Genomic DNA, 19,026 nt, shown 5'->3' with positions numbered 1-19,026 from the left:
ATAGATGTTTGTATGCTTTACAAGTTGGGGTGCGGAATGAATTATTGAATGAATCCGTGTAAGTTTAAGAAGCTTTTTACAGCTACGGCTGCTCTTACCAAATATTGGCAGTGGGCGCGCACGTTAAATCTGCGAGAGACTTAAAATCATGCTTCGCTAGTTCGATCGCTCGAATTTTACTACCTTAGAACCGTTATCAATGCGTATGTATGCTTCTTGTGTCGGGACACGGAAATTAAGCTTGTTAACCGTAGACGGCTTCAGGGCGAATAATCAAATCACCGCTAGGGCGGCGATCAATGACATAGGTTGAGAGGCGATCGCAATTCACATCCAGATGTTGCGCTACTCTTTCTTTTACTGCTACATCATTCATCCCTGGCGCAATTCCTACCTGTGTTTCTGTAACATCAATAGAACGTCCCTCAAATCGAATATGAACCATCACAATCACCTCTTTTTTAATTACAAATTACTAATTAAATGGAAAAACTGAAAAAACCATAAAAATACTATTATTCAGTTCGTAGTAAGGACTTTAGTCCTTTTCTGTTCGCGGATCGTCTGTCTACGACACGCTACGCGTTGGCGTAGCCTCTTGGAGAGAACGCAGAGAGAACTAAAGTTCTCACTACAAACCTTGAATTCTTCATACTACATTTGTAGTATGAAATCCACATGATGTCAAGATGCTGAAAAATAAATTCTGCCAGACCCTACTAGTCAGTTCCTGCGCTAAATTGCAACTTCAGATACATTAGTTAATGGACTGTAACAAACGGAGTGGGAAATGGCGGCAGAGTTGCAACCAAAACGAGTAGTAGTTGTAGGTGCTGGTTGGGCTGGTTTAGGTGCAACCTACCATTTAGCCAAACAAGGTTATGATGTGACGCTTCTGGAAGCAGGCCCTTATCCTGGTGGACTAGTAGCGGGTTGGCAAACCAACGCAGGTAAATCTGTAGAAGCGGGTATTCATGGTTTCTGGTATCCCTACAGAAATATTTTCGCCCTCATCAATGAGTTAAACATTAATCCCTTCACAACCTGGACACGTTCCGCCCAATATTCCCCGGCTGGTTTGGAAGTAGAATCACCAATTTTTCAAGACTTACCCAGGCTACCATCACCGTTCGGCACTTTGGTATACACTCAATTTGAACGTCTACCATTAATTGACCGTCTCAGTGCCTTACCTTTACTTTTTACTTTAGTTGACTTTGATAATTCCGATGCGGCTTGGCGACGTTATGACTATGTAACAGCAAGAGAATTATTCAAAACTTTTGGGGTGTCAGCACGACTGTATAAAGAAGCATTTGAACCAATGTTATTAGTCGGTTTATTTGCCCCTGGTGAACAGTGTTCAGCCGCCGCGACATTGGGGATGTTGTATTATTTTATTTTGGCGCATCAATCTGATTTTGATGTTGTTTGGTGTCGGGGGACTGTGGGTGAAAAAATCTTCCGTCCCTGGGTGGAAAAAATAGAAAAAGCAGGTGCAAGAATATTACCAAAACACCGTGTAACTGACTTAATTATTGATAGTAATCATCAAGCCACTGGTGTAGTTTGTGGTGATGAAGTGTTTGAAGCTGATGCGGTAATTTTCGCTGTGGGTGTGACTGGGATGAAAAAGATTGTCGCCAATAGCCCCAGCTTACAAAGTCACGCAGAATTTCGTAATTTACATAACTTAGGGGCTATTGATGTCTTAGCAACAAGATTATGGTTTGACCGGAAAATAGACATTCCTCGCGCTTCCAATGCTTGTTTTGGTTTTGATGACACCACAGGCTGGACATTCTTTGATTTGAATGCTTTACATGATGAATATAAACAGGAAGAAGGTACAGTAATTGAAGCTGATTTTTATCACGCCAATCAGTTTTTAAATTGGAGTGATGAGGAAATTGTGGCGACAGTGCAGCGATATTTAACTACTTGTGTACCAGGATTTAGAGCAGCGAAGGTAATAGATAGTAGTGTGATTCGTTTACCCCAAGCTGTGACTCATTTTGCCCCTGGGAGTTATCATCATATGTTGCCAGCTAAAACGAAATTTAAAAATGTATTTATGAGTGGTGATTGGATTATTAACCGTCACGGTTCATGGTCACAGGAAAAAGCATATGTGACAGGTTTAGAGGCAGCAAATTTAGTGATTTCTCATTTAAATCATGGTAATCCTGCTGATATTTTACCCATTGAAGCCGATGAGACACATATACAAATAGCGAGAAATATTAATCAAACAGTACGCAATTTTGGTAAATCTATACTGCCTAATTTTTGGTTGCCATAGATAGTGAAATTTAAAATTCACTTCGTTAGGTTATCCAGTCAATATAGTTCAGATAAGCCTAATTTTTTCTGTTGTTCCCTTACCACCGCAGAAGAAATTTCTTAACTGAACCCTATTGGCTATTAAGCAGCTTGACTAATTCTTTGTCGCAAAGGGATTTCAATAACAAATACTGTTCCCTGTTCAGAGATAGACTTACAGTACAAGCAACCGCCATGTCTTTCCACAATAATTTGGTAACTAATAGACAAACCTAAACCTGTACCTTTACCAATAGGTTTAGTTGTAAAAAACGGGTCAAATAACTTAGCTTTAACTTTTTCGTCGATAGCAGTACCATTATTGGCAATATGTATGGACACCCACTCGTCATTCATCATGTTGGTGCTAATGGTAATTTGACTGGGATGCTGCTGAATTTCTGCAAATGTTCGCTGTTGATTGTATTCATCTATCGCGTCAATGGCATTGGCTAAAATATTCATAAAAACTTGGTTGAGTTGACCTGCATAGCATTCAACTAGGGGCAATTCACCATAATTTTTAATTACTTCAATACCTGGATGTTCCGGCTTAGTTTTGAGGCGGTGATTTAAAATTGTGAGTGTACTATCAATGCCATCATGGATATTGACCTCTTTCATATTGGCCTCATCTAAACGAGAGAAAATGCGAGTAGATTTGACAATTTCGCTAATTCTCTTAGCACCGAGATTCATGGATTTGATGAGCTTCAATAAATCATGCTCAATAAATTCAATATCAATTTCATCTAATACGGCTTGAATACGTTCTGTAGGGTTAGGATATTCTTCTTGATAAAGATGGATTAAATTTAAAATCTCTTGCGTATATTCATGGGCATGGGCCAGATTACCATAAATAAAATTTACAGGATTATTAATTTCGTGAGCAATGCCAGCAATCATCTGTCCTAAACTGGACATTTTCTCACTTTGAATAAGTTGTAGCTGCATTTGTTGTAAATCAGTATAGGCTTGACTGACTTCTGCAACTTTCTTCTCTAATAAAAGATTTTTCTGCTCTAGTTGGTGAGATAAATTGTGCAAATTTAAATGTAGTTTAACCCTGGATAATACCTCTTCTTGCTGAAAGGGTTTGGTAATGTAGTCTACTGCACCAACTTCAAAGCCTTGGACTTTATTTTTGGTATCAGATAGAGCAGTCATAAAAATGACTGGAATATTTTGAGTATCTGGATTTGATTTTAATTTTTGACAAGTTTCAAATCCATCCATTTCTGGCATCATCACATCTAATAAAATTAAATCTGGTAGAGCATATTTGACTCTTTCTAGAGCTACTATGCCGGATTTTGCCACCAAAACTTCTAAACCTGATTGGTCAAGGGCATCTGATAAAACACCCAAATTAGCAGGATTATCATCAACAACTAAAACTGTTGGAGGTTGCACAACGGTAAAACTCATATTATTAACCCAGATTGATAATTAAAGTTGATTTTGTAAGAGATGCTAGGGGAAATACTTACTTGTAAGATTGAATCAGCGATAATATTTCCTGGTCTTGAAAGTTTTTGGCTAATTGTTGTAATTTCTTGGCGAAGGGGATGTATTTTTTATCAGTTTCTTCCAGTAAGACTGCTTGTTTGATGATGCCTTTAAAATTACCTTTCATAACTAACTCATATATGGTTGCTATTTCTGCCGGCGGTGGGGCGATGATTTCAAGGTTTTCTGTTGATTGGTTGACAATTTCTGGCTGTTCATAGAGCCATTCGAGGTTGAGGTATTTTCGTATTTTTTGGAATAGATCAAAGGCTTGTATGGGTTTAGGTAGAAAGTCATTTCCTCCTACCTCTATACTCCGATGTTGATCACTTTCAAATACGCTGGCTGATGAGACGATAATAATAATGTCTTTAAATGCTTCTGACTGACGAATACGCTGAATCAGTAAAAATCCATCTAGTTCTGGCATTAATAAATCGGTGATGACGAGATCAGGTTGAAATTCTAAGATTTTTTGCCAACCGTCTTCTCCGTTAACCGCTTCTTTGATTTCAAAGCCGATGGGACTGAGTAAATTAGCTAGTACCGAGCGATTAGCCCATTTATCATCAACGATGACAATCTTGGGTTGATAGCCTTTGATACCAATAATTTGTCCGTAATCATCGGTTTGTGAAGTTTTTACCCATTCGTCAGCAGTGGGTAATTCCACATCGAACCAAAAAATACTGCCAATACCTACTGCACTTTGGACTTTAATCTCGCTACCCATAAATTCGACGATTTTTTGGCTAATTGCCAAGCCTAAGCCAGTACCTTCTGTTTGTCGGCGGTTGTCTCCGGCTTGCTCGAAGGGTTGAAAAATCGCTTGCAGTTTGTCTTGGGGAATACCAGTACCAGTGTCACGGACTTCAAAGCGAATTTTACCTGGACTGGCATAGCTAACGGTAAAATTAACACTGCCTGTATCAGTAAATTTAGTGGCATTACTCAGGAGGTTAATTAAGACTTGTCGTAGGCGTTTTTCGTCGGCAGTGATCCCGATGGGTAATTCTGAAGCGAATTGATAGTTAAATTGTATGCCTTTGAGTTCAGCGCGGATGCGACACATCTCGGCGACACTTTGGAGGAAGGCGGGGAAATGGAAATCTGTGGGTAAAAGTTCGACTTTGCGCGCTTCGATTTTTGATAAATCGAGGATGTCATTAATGAGAGTTAATAGATGAGAACCGCATTGATAGATGACATCAACGCGCGATCGCTCTTCTTCCTTGATGTGTTTGGAACGCTGTAAAATCTGGGCATAGCCGAGAATGCCATTTAAAGGTGTGCGTAATTCGTGGCTCATGTTGGCTAAAAATTCGCTTTTGGCATGACTAGCGGCTTCGGCGGCTTCTTTAGCTTGAGCTAGTAGGATTTCAGATTTTTTGCGATCGTTAATATTTCTCGATATGCCAATCATCCCTAAAATGTTACCTTGGGCATCCCGCCAGGGACTTTTAGTGGTGAGGAATGTGCCTCTAATTTGACCATCATGAGAGATATGATCTTCCTCGAAAGTTTCTGTAATCCCTTGGTTGATAATTTGGATATCTTTAGCCATAATTTTATCGGCAATTTCCTGCGGAAACAGTTCATAATCGGTTTTGCCGATAATCTCATCAATTGGTTTGCCAAAAAAACTAGCTAAATAAGAATTAAGTGCGACATGACGACCTTCATTATCTTTAACTACGATAATATCTGGTGTACTTTCTAAAATTGAGCGCAATAGGGTGTTACTTTCTCGCAAAGCATCTTCAGTTTGTTTCTGTTCTATTGCTGTTTGCTTACGTTTAGTGATATTTTCACTAAACATCATAATGCCACCAATTTCACCATTGGGTTGATGCCAAGGACGGAGCATCCAACTTACCCACTCTACAGTTCCATCGGCTCTGGGATAGCTATCTTCATCACATTGCAACATTTCTCCGGCTAAACACCGTTGATAAATCTGTCTCCACTCTGGGGGAATGTCGGGAAATACTTCATAGTGCGAACGTCCAATAATCTCATTAGTTAGTTGATAGTCTTCTAACCATTGACGGCTGACATGAAGATAACGCATCTGTTGATCAAAGATGACCATTGCTACTGGAGCATATTCAATTACCTGCTGCAAGTATGTTGTACTTGCATACTGAGCCATATTAGAGTTAGTGCCAATCCACTGACTTTTTACATTGTCTAGTTCTTCTTGTTGATGGAATGGCGGTGCTGCTTCACTCACATTTGACTGTTCTTGCTTCCTGGATGGCAATTTTTGGCTCATGGTAAGTGTTATTGAGTTTGAATGTGAATACCTGATATATGCAACTTGTTGTTTAATATTTTTTATTTAGTTAAGTATCTTGAATTGAGATGAGTTGTACTAAAAAACATAATTAAAATAGATATTTTTAATTACCTTCTATCTATTTAAACCTTGAAGTGTTGAAGCTGAGATCCGGACAAAAACGGAAATAATAGCTCAAATAGGAATTTTTGAACTCATAACATTTGATATATTGACAATTTTAGGTTGTCATATTATGAAAAAAATTAGTAAATTTAAGCACGTTAAATTTACTAATAACTATAAAAATTATTTAATATCTTGATGTAATTGCTAAAAATTAGATCAGTAGTTTTAGCAGAAGTTTTCCATTGCTGTAAAACAGTCAGTGTTTGTGATGATGTCGCATAGCTTTATGGATTTTCTTCCACCGTTCTTTTTCTGCTAGCTGCGCCTGATGATCTTGTTTGCGTACCAAATAACTCAGTTCTTTTTGCAATTTTTGGTAACTAAGAAGTCTAGATGTATCGAGTTTCCCCGCTATCAATGCTTGCTGCACTGCACAACCTGGTTCATGCTGATGCTGACAATCACGAAAGCGACATTTTTTGGCTAAAGCCTCGATGTCTGCAAAAGTTCCTTGCAAGCTTTCCTCACTTCCCCACATCTGAATTTCCCGCATACCTGGTGTATCAATAATTAAGCCGCCAGTCGGTAGTAAAATCAATTCCCGATGTGTGGTTGTGTGTCTACCCCGGTCATCCCCGCGCCGGACTGGTTGCACAACTTGCACTGTTTCACTTTTGAGTTGGTTGGTGATGGTAGATTTCCCCACACCAGAAGAACCTAATAACGCTACGGTTTGTCCTGGTTGTAGGTAAGGTTGTAAGGCGGATAATCCTTGGTTATTAGTAGCACTTAATACAATAGTAGGTACACCAAGGGCAACGGTTTCTACGTCGGATAGGTAATCATCCAAACAGTTGCATAGGTCTGCTTTGTTTAAGACAATAACCGGATTCGCGCCACTTTCCCAAGCCAAAATCAGATATCTTTCGATGCGTCTGGGGTTAAAGTCTCCGTCTAAACCTGAGACGAGAAAGATTGTATCTACATTGGTAGCAACGATTTGCTGGGCGGTTTTACTGCCTACTGTTTTGCGGGAAAACTGGCTTTTTCTTGGTAAAATCTCGTGGATAGTTGCTTGGGCTGCTGATTCTGGTGTTTGGATGACAACCCAATCTCCAACGGCGGGAAAATCTTCAGGTTGATGGTTGCGATGTCTGAATTTACCTGAAACTGCTGCTGTGAGTTCGCCTTGTTCACCATACAAAATGTAGGTGTTTTTATAGGCGATCGCCACCCTAGCAATATTAAATCCTTTTTCGCCATAGGGTGCAAAGCTGTGAGCAAAAAAGTCACTCCAGCCTAAATCTGTCAAATTCATTGATATTTCCTCGATGTTTGTCGCTTTTGCCACACAAAGCTACACCGGAGGAATTAACACCAATTCAAAATTCAAAATTCAAAATTCAAAATTAAGAATCAAGACAGGGCAAGCATTTGGGGCTGTACATCTGTCGCATTCTTTTTTCAAATTGGTATAAGATGTATTCCTACAAGTTTGTGCTTTGTGTAGTTTGGGTAGAAATGGGGAGAGTAACTCGGACAGCAACAAACACAGTCATATTTCTGCTCCTTAGCGTACTACAGGAAATAATCTACATTACTACATTAGCTCATTCCAGAAAAACTTTTACTAACTTCGGAGTTTTTAGTATAGTTAGCGGAAACTAAAGCTTGGCTCTAATGTCCTAATGTTTGATCAATGACGCAAACCTGAGATGAGGTAGAACATGAAAAGAACGTTGGCTTTATTTTCCTTGGGTTTGGGAATTGCACTTTTCAACCCGTTACCAATCGCTGTGAGTCAGGTAACTCCCCAACCAGCAGCACCACCATCTCAGGTAACACCTGCGTTAAAACTGGTGGATATTGGCACAAACTGTAAACCTGCGCGTGCTTGTTTGGGTTGGGATGAACAATTGTTTTTAGGTCATGGCAGTTTAAAAAGAGATCGCCAATCTCTATTAAAATCAATTGACAATAGTTTGAGTTATTTAAATACACCAAAAGCGATCGCTGCCTATAATAATTACCCTATCAAAGAAATTACCATCGACCGAGTACGCCGCAGTTTAAAACGGTTTCGCCAGTTGGTAGCTACAGCCAAATCACCTACACAACTGCAAGCATCTGTCAAGCGGGAGTTTGCATTTTATAAGTCAGTGGGTGATGATAATCAAGGTAGAGTCAAGTTTACTGCTTACTACGCACCGATTTATCAAGCCAGTCGCACCCGCACTGCACAATACAAATATCCTATTTATCGCCTACCCGCAGACTTTGAGCAATGGCCTAAACCCCATCCTACACGGGTGGAATTAGAAGGGGTAAACGGCTTATTAGGTAATAAAAGCCGATTAAACGGTTTAGAAATGTTTTGGTTACGCGATCGCTTTCAAGCATACATGATTCACATCCAAGGTTCAGCCAAACTTAACTTGACTGATGGAACTCAAACTAGTGTCGGCTTTGTGCGCGGAACAGATTATCCTTGGACGAGTGTTGGGAGGTTGCTGTTTCAAGATGGCAAACTCTCCAAAGAAGAATTAAATATGCCAGGAATTATCCGTTATTTCCAGAAAAACCCTAAATCAATGGATAATTATTTACCACGCTGGGAAAGATTTATTTTTTTCAAAGAAACCAAAGGTGAACCAGCTACAGGTAGTATTAGTGTGCCGCTAGTACCAGAACGTTCCATTGCGACAGATAAATCTATTATGCCTCCTGGAGCATTAGCAGTAATTAATGCTACATTTCCATATCCAGAACGGGGTAAGAAATTGGTGCAACGCCGAGTCAGCCGCTTTGTCTTAGATCAAGATACAGGTAGTGCTATCAAAGGCCCTGGTAGAGTTGATTATTTCTTAGGCTATGGTGATTTAGCAGGCGATCGCGCCGGTATTACAGTCACTACAGGTTCTATATATTACTTATTGTTGAAATAAATTAGGCGATCGTGGGGTTGTAGAGGCAGAATAGTATTCTGCCTTGATTTTATCTTGTGGTACGTGACTAAGCTGTTACACCCACTTATTTGTCGTCACGAAAAGAACGTTTATAAACAGCCTGCATCATGTCCCAAAATGTGCGGTAACGGTAAGCACCTGCAATCTTATTACCAAAGTCCCAAGCTTCCCATTCTCCCTGTTCATCTATAACCATAGGATTGAGAAGATACACATAACCATCATGATCAGTGCTAATTTGCAAAGCCGTTTTCATATATCTGGTTCTAATATGGCAAGGGTCTTGATGTCTACCATACAAAAAGTATGTTTCATCATCAACTTCATCTCGTTCTATTCCATGCCAAACATCAACCCATTCTTGGTTAAGGGTATAGAACCAGTCAACATCTTTTGTCCCTAGTAAAGTGCAATATTCGTTTAAAATTACCCAACCATTGCTATATAAAAGAAAGTTTTTGTAGCTTGGTGGTAAAGTTTTACCCAACCGACGTTCTAATTCTAGAATCTCTGATGCCGATGCGCCTTGTTTACTACATTTTTTCTGAGATACTGCTTCTGAAAACCAGTCTGAGTAACTCTCGATATTTTCTGCTAATTTACCAGCCAATAGTTTTTCATTCCAAGCTTCCATAAAAATTTGCCAGTCTAATACAGAAGGTGTGAAACTTTTCTGTGGTATATAAGTGCGTTTGTTCAGGCTATCTAAAAATTCATCAACTTGCATAGGAGAAATATTCATCACTGCTCTAAGTACACCTGCTAAAAAAGCGCGTGTTGCAGAGCATAAGTAAACTAGAGTATTTATAGATAGTGTATTTCTACTGCTTGTCATCCACCAATTTAATAAATATTCTCTAGCTTTATTTTCCTCGCCATTACGGAAGCATAAATCAATAGCAATAATTTTGACTGTCTCTGAAATCCAATCTTTAGTTTCTACTTGCCATACTTGACAAACTTGCTCATAGATATCAACAAGCTTCAGTGCTTCAGTAAATTGATTATTTTTAGATAAAACTTGCAATTTTCTGAAAGCATCTTGCATAAAAAGACTAATTTCACCTTGATGTAGCTGCTCGCTACGCCCCAGCATTTGTTGTATGTATTCGTCTGTAAACTTGGCTTTAATTGGTGGAGGTGGTGGTACGAATTTAGCAATTGCTGGTGGTAAATTTAAATCTGCTACAGAGAATCTATCTAACAGGAGCATACTACGATTTTGTCGCTCATTTTGAAATATTAAATCGGTTAATTCTTGCAGATTTAATGCTTCTTGGTTAGGTGTGGTAGGGTACGGAATACCTAATCCGTAACACAAACTAGGTAATATACTAGATTCAAGCTGATGTATTAATGAACTGGCTTTACTAAGACGCAATTCTCCACTGAGCAATTTGAGAAAAGTTTGATAAGCCGCTTCACCATATCCGGCGAGGAAAAGTAAAACTCCGGCTTGATAAACGGCTTCATTAGCAGAATCAGGAGGTGCGGTTTTAACTTGTTCAGTTAGCTGTGAGAAAAGTTCAGCACAATCTTGAGGTAAAGGTTGCATAAGATTTTTGGCAATATTGTTTAATACCGTTTCTTGATGAAGATAGACTTTGTTCTGTACTGTAGAGATGTTATGCAACGTCTCTACATCATTGATTGGATGCAACTTCATAGAGAATTGGTATAAGAACCTGACAAATCTATATTTCCCTATTTTGCAAACAATATTTAATACTCATTGATTTTCCCCCTACGCCTTCAGATTCCAAAAATCTGGGGACTTCCAAAAGTCAACTATCAAATTTATCTTCTTCAAAACAACTGTCTTTGATAGTATTATTTTTTAAATTGGAAGTCCCCTGCTAAGGCAAAAATCGAGCTAAAATCATACCTAGCTGAAGGCTGATAAGTCCTAAAAGGACACTACCGAATAAATAAATATTGGCAGCGATGAAATTTTGATTATTGAAGAGGCTAACAGTATCTAACGCATAGGTAGAAAAAGTAGTGTAAGCACCCAAAAAACCGACAGCAACTAATAACCGTATTTCAGGAGAAATTATTGCTATTTTATTAACAGCGAATGTAAAGAAGAAACCCATCACCAAACAACCACTAATATTAATAAAAAATGTGCCGTAGGGGAAACTTGTACCGAAGCATTGAGCAAACCACAAGCTTAAATAGTAGCGACTTAAAGCACCTGCGATCGCACCTAAACTTACCGCTATAGGATTCCGCACTGAAGGTTGTTGTAATACTTCCGTAACTAATCTTGGGGCTATAGTAATTAGTTGTAAACCATGCTCCAGTAAACTTTTAAAACCGAACCACATAATGCACCTACTTTGTGTGATTTTCCTTGATTATTTTTCCCACCATTTTTTAGCTAGGGGGGATATGAATGTACTTAAAGTCACATCTGCATACTTTTCAAATAACCTTGGAGAGTTTTTTTAAGAATTATTTAATAGTCTATAGGATTTACACTTAATTTTTAAACAAAACTTTGAACAGTTTTCTGTTTCCTAAATATGCAAATAATTTCACAATTTAATTTGTTGCATTCAAAATCCAAAATCCAAAATCCAAAATTGCCATGAGTGGGAAAACCGTACTCAGATGACAGGTTATCTGTACCCTACGGATGAGTTGGGCTAGATACAATCAGAGTGTAGCTTCAATAATGCTGTTTTTCAAGACAACTACAAAACATCAGAGCAGCATTAGCAGGAGATAAAAATATGGGAAATCAATTTAAAACAGTTGCTTTACTTGCTGCTCTCAGTGGCTTGTTAATTGCTATTAGTTATTGGGTAATCGGTGGAACTGGCGGCTTAATCATAGGTATTGGATTAGCCGCAGTCACTAACTTATTGTCTTGGTATCAATCAGATAAAATTGCCCTCGCAGTTTACCAAGCCCAACCTGTGAGTGAAAGCCAAGCACCAGGACTATATCGCATGGTGCAGAGATTATCGCAACGGGCTAATATTCCTATGCCGGGAGTGTATATTGTTCCTAGTCAAACTGCTAATGCTTTCGCTACAGGACGAGATCCAGAACACGCAGCAGTAGCCGTGACTGAAGGTATTTTAAATATCTTGCCAGAGGATGAATTAGAAGGGGTAATTGCTCACGAACTCACACATATTATTAACCGAGACACCTTAACCCAAGCTGTAGCTGCTACCGTTGCCGGTGCAATATCTTTCTTAGCGCAGATGTTAAGTTATAGCTTATGGTTTGGGGGTGTAGGCGGAAGAGATAACGAAAGAGGCGGTAATCCTTTAGGAGTCTTATTAACAGTTATTCTCGCCCCTATTGCAGCGACAATTATTCAATTAGCAATATCCCGCACAAGAGAGTTTTCTGCCGATGCTGGTGCTGCTAGATTAACAGGTAATCCCCGTGCCTTAGCTCGTGCATTGCAAAGATTAGAAGCCACCGCTAGGCAATTACCTCTAGACGCTAACCCCGCTTTTGAACCATTACTAATCATCAACCCCATCTCTGGACAATTCCTGGGTAATTTATTTTCTAGTCACCCCGCAACCGCAGCACGAGTTGAACAATTACTGAAGATAGAACAGCAAATTAGGGCATAGGGAATGGGGGATTGGAGACAAGGCAGACAAGGCAGGCAAGGTAGATGATGAGAAAAACCGTTCCCTGTTCCCTGTTCCCTAATGACTAATAACAACAACTAAGAGGATGTTTCAACTATGAATAATGACAACATCGAATCTGTAGAAATTGTGGAATCTACTATCGTGGTAGAAATTAGCTCCCAAACTGACGAACTAGTAGAAATGGAAATGGCTGGTGAAACTGACGAAGTGAAGCGCGAAACGAAAGCATTAATTGAAGCGTTGAGAAGACGCGCTCAAGCAGAAGCAGAGTCAGCAGGTAAACTTACTCGTGAAACTTATTTAAATGTTGTTCGCAAAGCACGGGAAGCAATTGAAGGTGAAAAAATTATGGAGCGCGATGGGCTACGCCTTACTGGAGGCGATCGCTTAGAATATTTCTGGGCAGTGTTTCAAGAAGAAACCGAAAGAAACTGGCATTTAATGATGAAAGAGTTTGTAGATTTTAATACACGTCTACAAAATGCAGTCAAAGCTGGTTGGGAAGCCTTTAATGCACCCCGTCAGCGATAGGAGGCAGGGGGGCAGGGGGGCATCTGACAGGTGTAGGTATTTTACAAACGTGGCTGAAATGAGGTTTTTTCGTTGGTCGGGAACTCAAATTTTAGTGTCTGATTTTCGACCTAATAACGAAATTTCGTTATTTGAACCACGTTGAAAACTCTGTTTGAGAGTGCCTACTCATGCCCACATAAAAAACCTACACCTGTCAGCAGGGGGGCAGGGGGCAAGGGAGACAAGGGAGACAAGGTAGAATTCTTTACCAATCCCCAGTCCCCAGTCCCCAGCGATGCACTGAGCTTGCCGAAGTGTCCCCAATCCCTAATCCCCAGTCCCCAGTCCCCAATCCCAACAAAAAAACCCCCAAAGGGGGGGTGTAGAATCTTAAGTTGTCCGCGTGGAGTGAACAACTATTAATTAATACCTACAGTAAATACAGTAATCCGAACAAAATAATCCAAATTACATCAACGAAGTGCCAATATATTTCCGCAGCTTCCACACCAAAGTGTTTTTCGTTACTGTAGTGACCAGGAGTGCGCGATCGCCACAACACCGCTAAAATGGCTAAAACGCCGATAGTGACGTGCAAACCGTGGAAACCAGTCAACACATAAAATGCACTGGCAAATAAGTTAGTTGTTAAGCCAAATTCTAAATGTGTGTACTCGTAAACCTGTCCTACTAAGAAAATTGCGCCCATTGCGGCAGTAATCGCCAACCAAGTACGCATTCCTTTAGCATCATTCTTTTTGATTGCAGTATCGGCATTGTGCATCACAAAGCTACTAGCAATCAGGTTAACAGTGTTAACTCCAGGTAATAGGAGTTCTAATTCTGGTGTGCCGGCTGGCGGCCACACAGGTAAAGTTGAACGGAAAGCTAAATAAGCTCCGAACAACCCCATAAAAATCATCCCTTCAGCAACCAAGAAGACGAACAACCCAAACAGACGATGATCGGGATGTTCTTCATGATGACCAACTGTCTCTGCTGTATGGTGATGATTCAGTTCCGTTTTCGCTGGGTCAATTGTTTGACTTTGCATGAATGTTAATTAATGAGTGGATTGGGGATTGGGGACTGGGGATTGGGGATTGGGGACTGGGGACACTTCGGCAAGCTCAGTGCATCGCTGGGGACTGGGGACTGGGGATTGTCTTTTTCTCCCCCTGCGCCCTGCGCCCTGCCCCCCTGCCTCCCCTTCCCCCTGCTTCTACCTTCTAACTTCTAAATCAGACTCAATACTGGGATATGGCTCATCAGGATCAGCCCTGAGTACGGGATTCTCAGATGGGGATACGTTGGCTGGTGCGTGTTGTACCCCATAGTCATAGGGGCCAGTGGTTAAGACTGGGAGTGTATCAAAATTCTCAATGGCTGGTGGTGATGTGGTCATCCACTCTAGGGTGAGTGCTTTCCAGGGATTATTCGGGGCTTTCTCACCGTACAGCCAACTCCAAATAGCGTTGATGATAAAGGGAAATGTGGAAACAGCCAGAATATAAGAGCCGTAAGTGCAGATTTCGTTTAATAGGGCAAATTTGGGGTCATACTGCGCCACACGGCGATTCATGCCCATTAACCCTAGTTTGTGCATGGGTAGAAATGTCATATTCAAACCCACAATTGTTAAGACAAAATGCACTTTCCCCCAAAATTCATTGAACATCCGTCCTGTCATTTTGGGAAACCAATGATAAATGGCAGCGAAAATTCCTAGAACGCTACCACCGAACAGTACATAGTGTAGGTGTGCGACGACAAAATAGGTGTCGTGGACGTGGATATCAAAAGGCACGGCTGCCAACATCACACCACTAATCCCACCAATCACAAACGTTCCCACAAAACCCATTGCGAATAACATGGGGCTGTTAAATTGGATTTTGCCTCCCCACATTGTCGCCAACCAGCTAAAGATTTTAATCCCTGTGGGTACGGCGATAATCATGGTGGTAATCATGAAAAACATCCGTAACCAGCCAGGAATACCACTGGTAAACATATGGTGCGCCCAGACAATTAGCCCTAAGAAACTGATGGCTAAAGATGAATAGGCGATCGCTTTATATCCGAAAATGGGTTTACGGGAGTGAATAGGAATAATCTCGGATATTCCCCCAAAAAAGGGCAAAATCATGATATATACTGCCGGGTGGGAGTAAAACCAGAACATATGCTGGTAAACTACCGGATCACCACCACCAGTGGGATTAAAAAATGTCGTTCCTGCCAATAAGTCAAAGGACAGGAGAATTAAACCTGCGGCTAAGACTGGTGTAGACAGTAAAACTAACGCCGAAGTCGCCAGCATCGCCCAACAAAACAAGGGCATTTGATGGAAACCCATTGTCGGGATACGCATCTTCAGCAAGGTAACGAGAAAATTAATCGCCCCCAGAATTGATGATGTACCCAACAGTAGGATACTCATAATCCAAATTGCTTGGCCTACCTGTCCCGTCATCAAACTTAAGGGAGGGTAGGAAGTCCAACCTGCATCCGGTGCATCACCCACCACTAAACTAGCGATGAGTAATACACCAGAAGGCGGAATCATCCAAAAAGCTACAGCATTCAATCTGGGGAATGCCATATCTTTGGCCCCAATCATCAAGGGAATTAAATAATTAGCAAATCCTGCCCCGGCTGGCACAATCCACAAGAAAATCATGATTGTGGCGTGCAGGGTAAACAGGCTGTTGTAAACTTCTGGAGTTACAAAATCTACTTCTGGCGTTCGCAATTCTGTACGCACTAAGTCAGCCAAAACGCCGCCAATACAGTAAAAAACGAACGAAGTCACCAGATATTGCAGTCCAATGACCTTGTGATCGGTGTTGAAGCTAAAGTAATCTTGCCATTTTCTCGTCCCTGGCTCTGCATGGTGAGCCGAGATGTTGGCAGTTTCTTGTAACTGAGCTTGTGTCACGTCGCTTCGCTCCGAATTCAAAATTCAAAATTCAAAATTCAAAATCCCCTTACAGGAAGGCTTGCGCCCACAAAATTCAAAAATTAGGGATTGGGGACTAGGTTAAGTTTCTCCCCCTGCTCCATGCCCCCTGCCTACTTATGGATCTGATGTAACATTTCTGAGTTAATTCCCATATCCTTGGTGTAGGGTGCGAGGAATTCATCGGGGGATGCGGTGGCGGGATTAAGAGCGATGGTCGAAGACCCGCCTTCTCCTAACGGAGACGCTGCGCGAACGGCGATCGCTTCCTTGAGGCTATCATTGCTCGCAGTTAACTGCTCTTGCATCCATTTTTCAAAGGCTTCTGGTTTTTCGACTATCACCTGAGTTCTCATCGCGCCGTGGTAGGGGCCGCACAATTCTGCACAGATGAGGGCGTAATCACCTTCGGTTTTGGGAGTAAAGCGGAGTTCGCTTTGTCTACCAGGGATGGCATCTTGTTTCATGCGGAATTCGGGAACCCAAAAGGCATGGATGACATCATTGGCGGTCATATTGATTTTGACTTCCCGCCCAATGGGAACGTGCAGTTCACCAGTGGTTACACCTGTGTCGGGATAGGTAAAAATCCACGCGTATTGTAAACCGGTGACATTAACTTGTAATTCCGGTGGCTTTCCTGCTTTTTCAGGACTCGCACCAATACTAGGAGACACAATACCTACACCTGGTGCTTCTCGCTTTTGGGGAATTTGATCAGCGTTGCGGACTGCGGCTGTGGCGGGGTCTGACATCGCCTCATCAGATTTTTGTTGATTGAGGTTGGGCGTATCACTAGGTGGCGTATCGTTTAAAGTTGCCGCGATCGCACTTCCCGGCATAGCCATTGAGTCTTGCATGACAGGGGCTTCATGGGCGGCGTGGGGATCAAAACCACCGATGTCATTATAAACTTCAAAACTATAGACAGAAATACCGATAACAATGATTGCGGGGATCGCTGTCCAGAGAATTTCTAAAGGTACATTACCTTCAATTGGTGGGCCGTCTTCATTATCACCTGCCCGCCGACGATATTTAATTGCACAGTAAATTAATACACCTTCAACAATTAAAAATATACCTGCTGAGACGGTCATCATCGTGTTGAATAAACCATCTACTAAGACGGCTTCATCTGAGGCGGCTGTTGGCAACAAACCGTGATTTTGACCGTACCATAGGCTAACCAGGGTTAGCCCAATGCCAATTAATAATGTCCAGATGGAACTTGGAATTTTCACGGCTCACTTAAATGAATTGATTACGTGACTTAAAGTAACCCACTTACTAAGGTAGTCTAGGCTATTAATTATTGAATCGAAAGGTCTGAAATTTTTATTAATTTTTTCGACTAATTTACTAATCTTGAGTAAAAGAGACTTAGTAGATACTTAGCAAGCGTAAATATCACAAATTTAAAAAATTTAAGGAAAACTTTAGAAAAGAAAATTGTATGAAAATTAACCAATTCCTGACAACTTAAAAATACCTAAAGCTTCCGGCTAGTAAGGCTAAAAGTGATTCAAATTATTAAATATAACGCCGAACATTAAATCCTAGCCCTTACGCTAGGGTGGAGATAGGTAAGTTATGAAAATTGCAAACTGCAAGCAGTTCTACCAAAGAGTGGGCAGAAGGTATTGTTCATGAGTGAATTTGTCCTAGAACAACAAAATGAAACAGCAACGGCAATCCAAAAGCCCAAGGAAATGATTCGTCGCTTGGTGTGGAGAATGGCTATAGCCACCTTAATTTTGATGGCGATAGGCAGTGCTACGCGGGTAATGAATGCAGGGCTGGCTTGTCCAGACTGGCCACTTTGCTACGGAGAACTAGTACCAGCCAAGCAAATGAATTTCCAAGTCTTTTTGGAATGGTTTCACCGTCTAGATGCCAGTTTAATCGGTGTGAGTGCGATCGCCTTATGTGGTTTATCCTGGTGGCATCGTCGCGCCTTACCCAGTTGGCTACCGTGGGCAGGGACATTTGCTCTATTTCTCATCGTCTTTCAAGGGATTTTAGGCGGACTCACCGTCACAGAATTATTACGCTTTGATATCGTCACAGCCCACTTAGGGACAGCGTTACTGTTTTTCACCACCCTCTTAATTATTGGCATTGCCCTCACTCCCTACCAAGGAACAGGTAACGTCGGGAAACTGCCTTGGGTGGGTTTAACAGCAGCCGTTCTCGTATATGCACAAAGTCTTTTAGGTGCATTAGTCGGTTCTCGTTGGGCTTTACACCAGTGTTTTGGGGGTTCTCAGCTTTGCGATGTGATGTACACCCATATTTTCGGACTAGTACCGCCCACCGTCGCCACCTTAGCCGTAGTGTTAATTTCCTGGCGGACACCAGCATTACACCCAGCTTTGCGAAGACTCGCGAATATGTCCGGTGTGTTGTTAGTCTTACAACTCGTCTTGGGAGTAGCCACTTTCCGATTACATCTGCAAGTCGAACCTCTGACAGTCTCTCACCAAGCCGTAGGCGCGACACTTTTGGGTTCTCTAGTAGCCTTTACAGTCCTCGCCCTGCGCGACTGGGCTGAAAATCGGGAAATCGAAGCCAACATTTAAGCGGTGATAGACGATAGGAAGTCAAAAGTCAAAAGTAACAAGGCATAAAGATGTTTTTCATGACTTTTATCTTTCCCAATCCCCAATCCCCAGCCCCCAGTCCCTCTATGTTGATAATGAACTGCTGAAAACAAAA

The 19,026-nt window shown here is 41.2% G+C and carries 14 protein-coding genes; 5 read left to right on the top strand and 9 right to left on the bottom strand.

What is annotated here, in order from left to right:
• Nucleotides 1-244: 244 nt before the first annotated feature.
• On the bottom strand, nt 245-445 hold the full coding sequence (locus tag ACQFX9_RS24280) for a hypothetical protein (protein WP_427159150.1): 201 nt from the start codon (nt 443-445) through the stop codon (nt 245-247).
• A gap of 345 nt (nt 446-790) precedes the next feature.
• Here ACQFX9_RS24280 and ACQFX9_RS24275 point away from each other — a divergent pair, with 345 nt between their 5' ends.
• Nucleotides 791-2,302: a hydroxysqualene dehydroxylase gene (locus tag ACQFX9_RS24275; protein ID WP_427159149.1), complete on the top strand. Its 1,512-nt coding sequence runs from the start codon at nt 791-793 to the stop codon at nt 2,300-2,302.
• Between the two features lie 122 nt (nt 2,303-2,424).
• On the opposite strand, the gene ACQFX9_RS24270 is transcribed toward ACQFX9_RS24275, so the two are convergent.
• From ACQFX9_RS24270 to rsgA, 3 genes are all read right to left on the bottom strand, one after another.
• The gene (locus ACQFX9_RS24270) at nt 2,425-3,753 is read right to left on the bottom strand and encodes a hybrid sensor histidine kinase/response regulator (protein WP_427159148.1); all 1,329 of its coding nucleotides are present in this window, start codon (nt 3,751-3,753) and stop codon (nt 2,425-2,427) included.
• 58 nt (nt 3,754-3,811) lie between these two features.
• Entirely contained in the window at nt 3,812-6,109 is a 2,298-nt protein-coding gene (locus ACQFX9_RS24265; protein WP_427159146.1) for a PAS domain-containing protein, read from the bottom strand.
• A gap of 388 nt (nt 6,110-6,497) precedes the next feature.
• Entirely contained in the window at nt 6,498-7,559 is a 1,062-nt protein-coding gene (gene rsgA / locus ACQFX9_RS24260; protein WP_427159145.1) for a ribosome small subunit-dependent GTPase A, read from the bottom strand.
• A 409-nt stretch (nt 7,560-7,968) separates the two neighbouring features.
• On the opposite strand from rsgA, the gene mltA reads away from it, so the two are divergent.
• A complete protein-coding gene (mltA, locus tag ACQFX9_RS24255) occupies nt 7,969-9,186 on the top strand; it encodes a murein transglycosylase A (protein WP_427159144.1) in 1,218 nt (405 codons plus the stop codon).
• Between the two features lie 85 nt (nt 9,187-9,271).
• Here the strand turns inward: mltA and ACQFX9_RS24250 are convergent, their stop codons facing one another.
• Nucleotides 9,272-10,873, bottom strand: a complete 1,602-nt coding sequence (locus ACQFX9_RS24250; protein WP_427159143.1) for an SMI1/KNR4 family protein — start codon at nt 10,871-10,873, stop codon at nt 9,272-9,274.
• Nucleotides 10,874-11,063: 190 nt separating this feature from the next.
• Complete coding sequence (crcB, locus tag ACQFX9_RS24245; RefSeq protein WP_427159142.1) at nt 11,064-11,537, bottom strand: fluoride efflux transporter CrcB; 474 nt, start codon at nt 11,535-11,537, stop codon at nt 11,064-11,066.
• Nucleotides 11,538-11,945: 408 nt separating this feature from the next.
• Here crcB and ACQFX9_RS24240 point away from each other — a divergent pair, with 408 nt between their 5' ends.
• Together ACQFX9_RS24240 and ACQFX9_RS24235 are read left to right on the top strand one after the other, a co-directional pair.
• Nucleotides 11,946-12,809, top strand: coding sequence for a zinc metalloprotease HtpX (locus tag ACQFX9_RS24240; RefSeq protein ID WP_427159141.1), 864 nt, complete (start codon nt 11,946-11,948; stop codon nt 12,807-12,809).
• A gap of 117 nt (nt 12,810-12,926) precedes the next feature.
• Nucleotides 12,927-13,364 carry a hypothetical protein gene (locus tag ACQFX9_RS24235; protein ID WP_427159140.1) on the top strand — a complete coding sequence of 146 codons (438 nt, stop codon included), beginning with the start codon at nt 12,927-12,929 and terminating at the stop codon, nt 13,362-13,364.
• Nucleotides 13,365-13,776: 412 nt separating this feature from the next.
• On the opposite strand, the gene ACQFX9_RS24230 is transcribed toward ACQFX9_RS24235, so the two are convergent.
• From ACQFX9_RS24230 to ACQFX9_RS24220, 3 genes are all read right to left on the bottom strand, one after another.
• Nucleotides 13,777-14,400 carry a cytochrome c oxidase subunit 3 gene (locus tag ACQFX9_RS24230; RefSeq protein ID WP_427159139.1) on the bottom strand — a complete coding sequence of 208 codons (624 nt, stop codon included), beginning with the start codon at nt 14,398-14,400 and terminating at the stop codon, nt 13,777-13,779.
• 168 nt (nt 14,401-14,568) lie between these two features.
• The gene (ctaD, locus tag ACQFX9_RS24225; protein WP_427159138.1) at nt 14,569-16,287 is read right to left on the bottom strand and encodes a cytochrome c oxidase subunit I; all 1,719 of its coding nucleotides are present in this window, start codon (nt 16,285-16,287) and stop codon (nt 14,569-14,571) included.
• A 134-nt stretch (nt 16,288-16,421) separates the two neighbouring features.
• The gene (locus tag ACQFX9_RS24220) at nt 16,422-17,552 is read right to left on the bottom strand and encodes a cytochrome c oxidase subunit II (protein ID WP_427159137.1); all 1,131 of its coding nucleotides are present in this window, start codon (nt 17,550-17,552) and stop codon (nt 16,422-16,424) included.
• Nucleotides 17,553-17,957: 405 nt separating this feature from the next.
• Here ACQFX9_RS24220 and ACQFX9_RS24215 point away from each other — a divergent pair, with 405 nt between their 5' ends.
• Nucleotides 17,958-18,890 carry a COX15/CtaA family protein gene (locus ACQFX9_RS24215; RefSeq protein WP_427159136.1) on the top strand — a complete coding sequence of 311 codons (933 nt, stop codon included), beginning with the start codon at nt 17,958-17,960 and terminating at the stop codon, nt 18,888-18,890.
• Nucleotides 18,891-19,026 lie beyond the last annotated feature (136 nt).

Origin of the sequence: Aliinostoc sp. HNIBRCY26 (assembly GCF_050235535.1) — a bacterium.
Taxonomy (GTDB): Bacteria; Cyanobacteriota; Cyanobacteriia; order Cyanobacteriales; family Nostocaceae; genus Trichormus.
This window is presented reverse-complemented; position numbering and strand designations above follow the sequence as displayed.

Coding starts and splice junctions, on each gene's coding strand:
- ACQFX9_RS24280 (WP_427159150.1), bottom strand. CDS start 445: ATGGTTCATATTCGATTTGAGGGACGTTCTATTGATGTTACAGAAACA.
- ACQFX9_RS24275 (WP_427159149.1), top strand. CDS start 791: ATGGCGGCAGAGTTGCAACCAAAACGAGTAGTAGTTGTAGGTGCTGGT.
- ACQFX9_RS24270 (WP_427159148.1), bottom strand. CDS start 3,753: ATGAGTTTTACCGTTGTGCAACCTCCAACAGTTTTAGTTGTTGATGAT.
- ACQFX9_RS24265 (WP_427159146.1), bottom strand. CDS start 6,109: ATGAGCCAAAAATTGCCATCCAGGAAGCAAGAACAGTCAAATGTGAGT.
- rsgA (WP_427159145.1), bottom strand. CDS start 7,559: ATGAATTTGACAGATTTAGGCTGGAGTGACTTTTTTGCTCACAGCTTT.
- mltA (WP_427159144.1), top strand. CDS start 7,969: ATGAAAAGAACGTTGGCTTTATTTTCCTTGGGTTTGGGAATTGCACTT.
- ACQFX9_RS24250 (WP_427159143.1), bottom strand. CDS start 10,873: ATGAAGTTGCATCCAATCAATGATGTAGAGACGTTGCATAACATCTCT.
- crcB (WP_427159142.1), bottom strand. CDS start 11,537: ATGTGGTTCGGTTTTAAAAGTTTACTGGAGCATGGTTTACAACTAATT.
- ACQFX9_RS24240 (WP_427159141.1), top strand. CDS start 11,946: ATGGGAAATCAATTTAAAACAGTTGCTTTACTTGCTGCTCTCAGTGGC.
- ACQFX9_RS24235 (WP_427159140.1), top strand. CDS start 12,927: ATGAATAATGACAACATCGAATCTGTAGAAATTGTGGAATCTACTATC.
- ACQFX9_RS24230 (WP_427159139.1), bottom strand. CDS start 14,400: ATGCAAAGTCAAACAATTGACCCAGCGAAAACGGAACTGAATCATCAC.
- ACQFX9_RS24215 (WP_427159136.1), top strand. CDS start 17,958: ATGAGTGAATTTGTCCTAGAACAACAAAATGAAACAGCAACGGCAATC.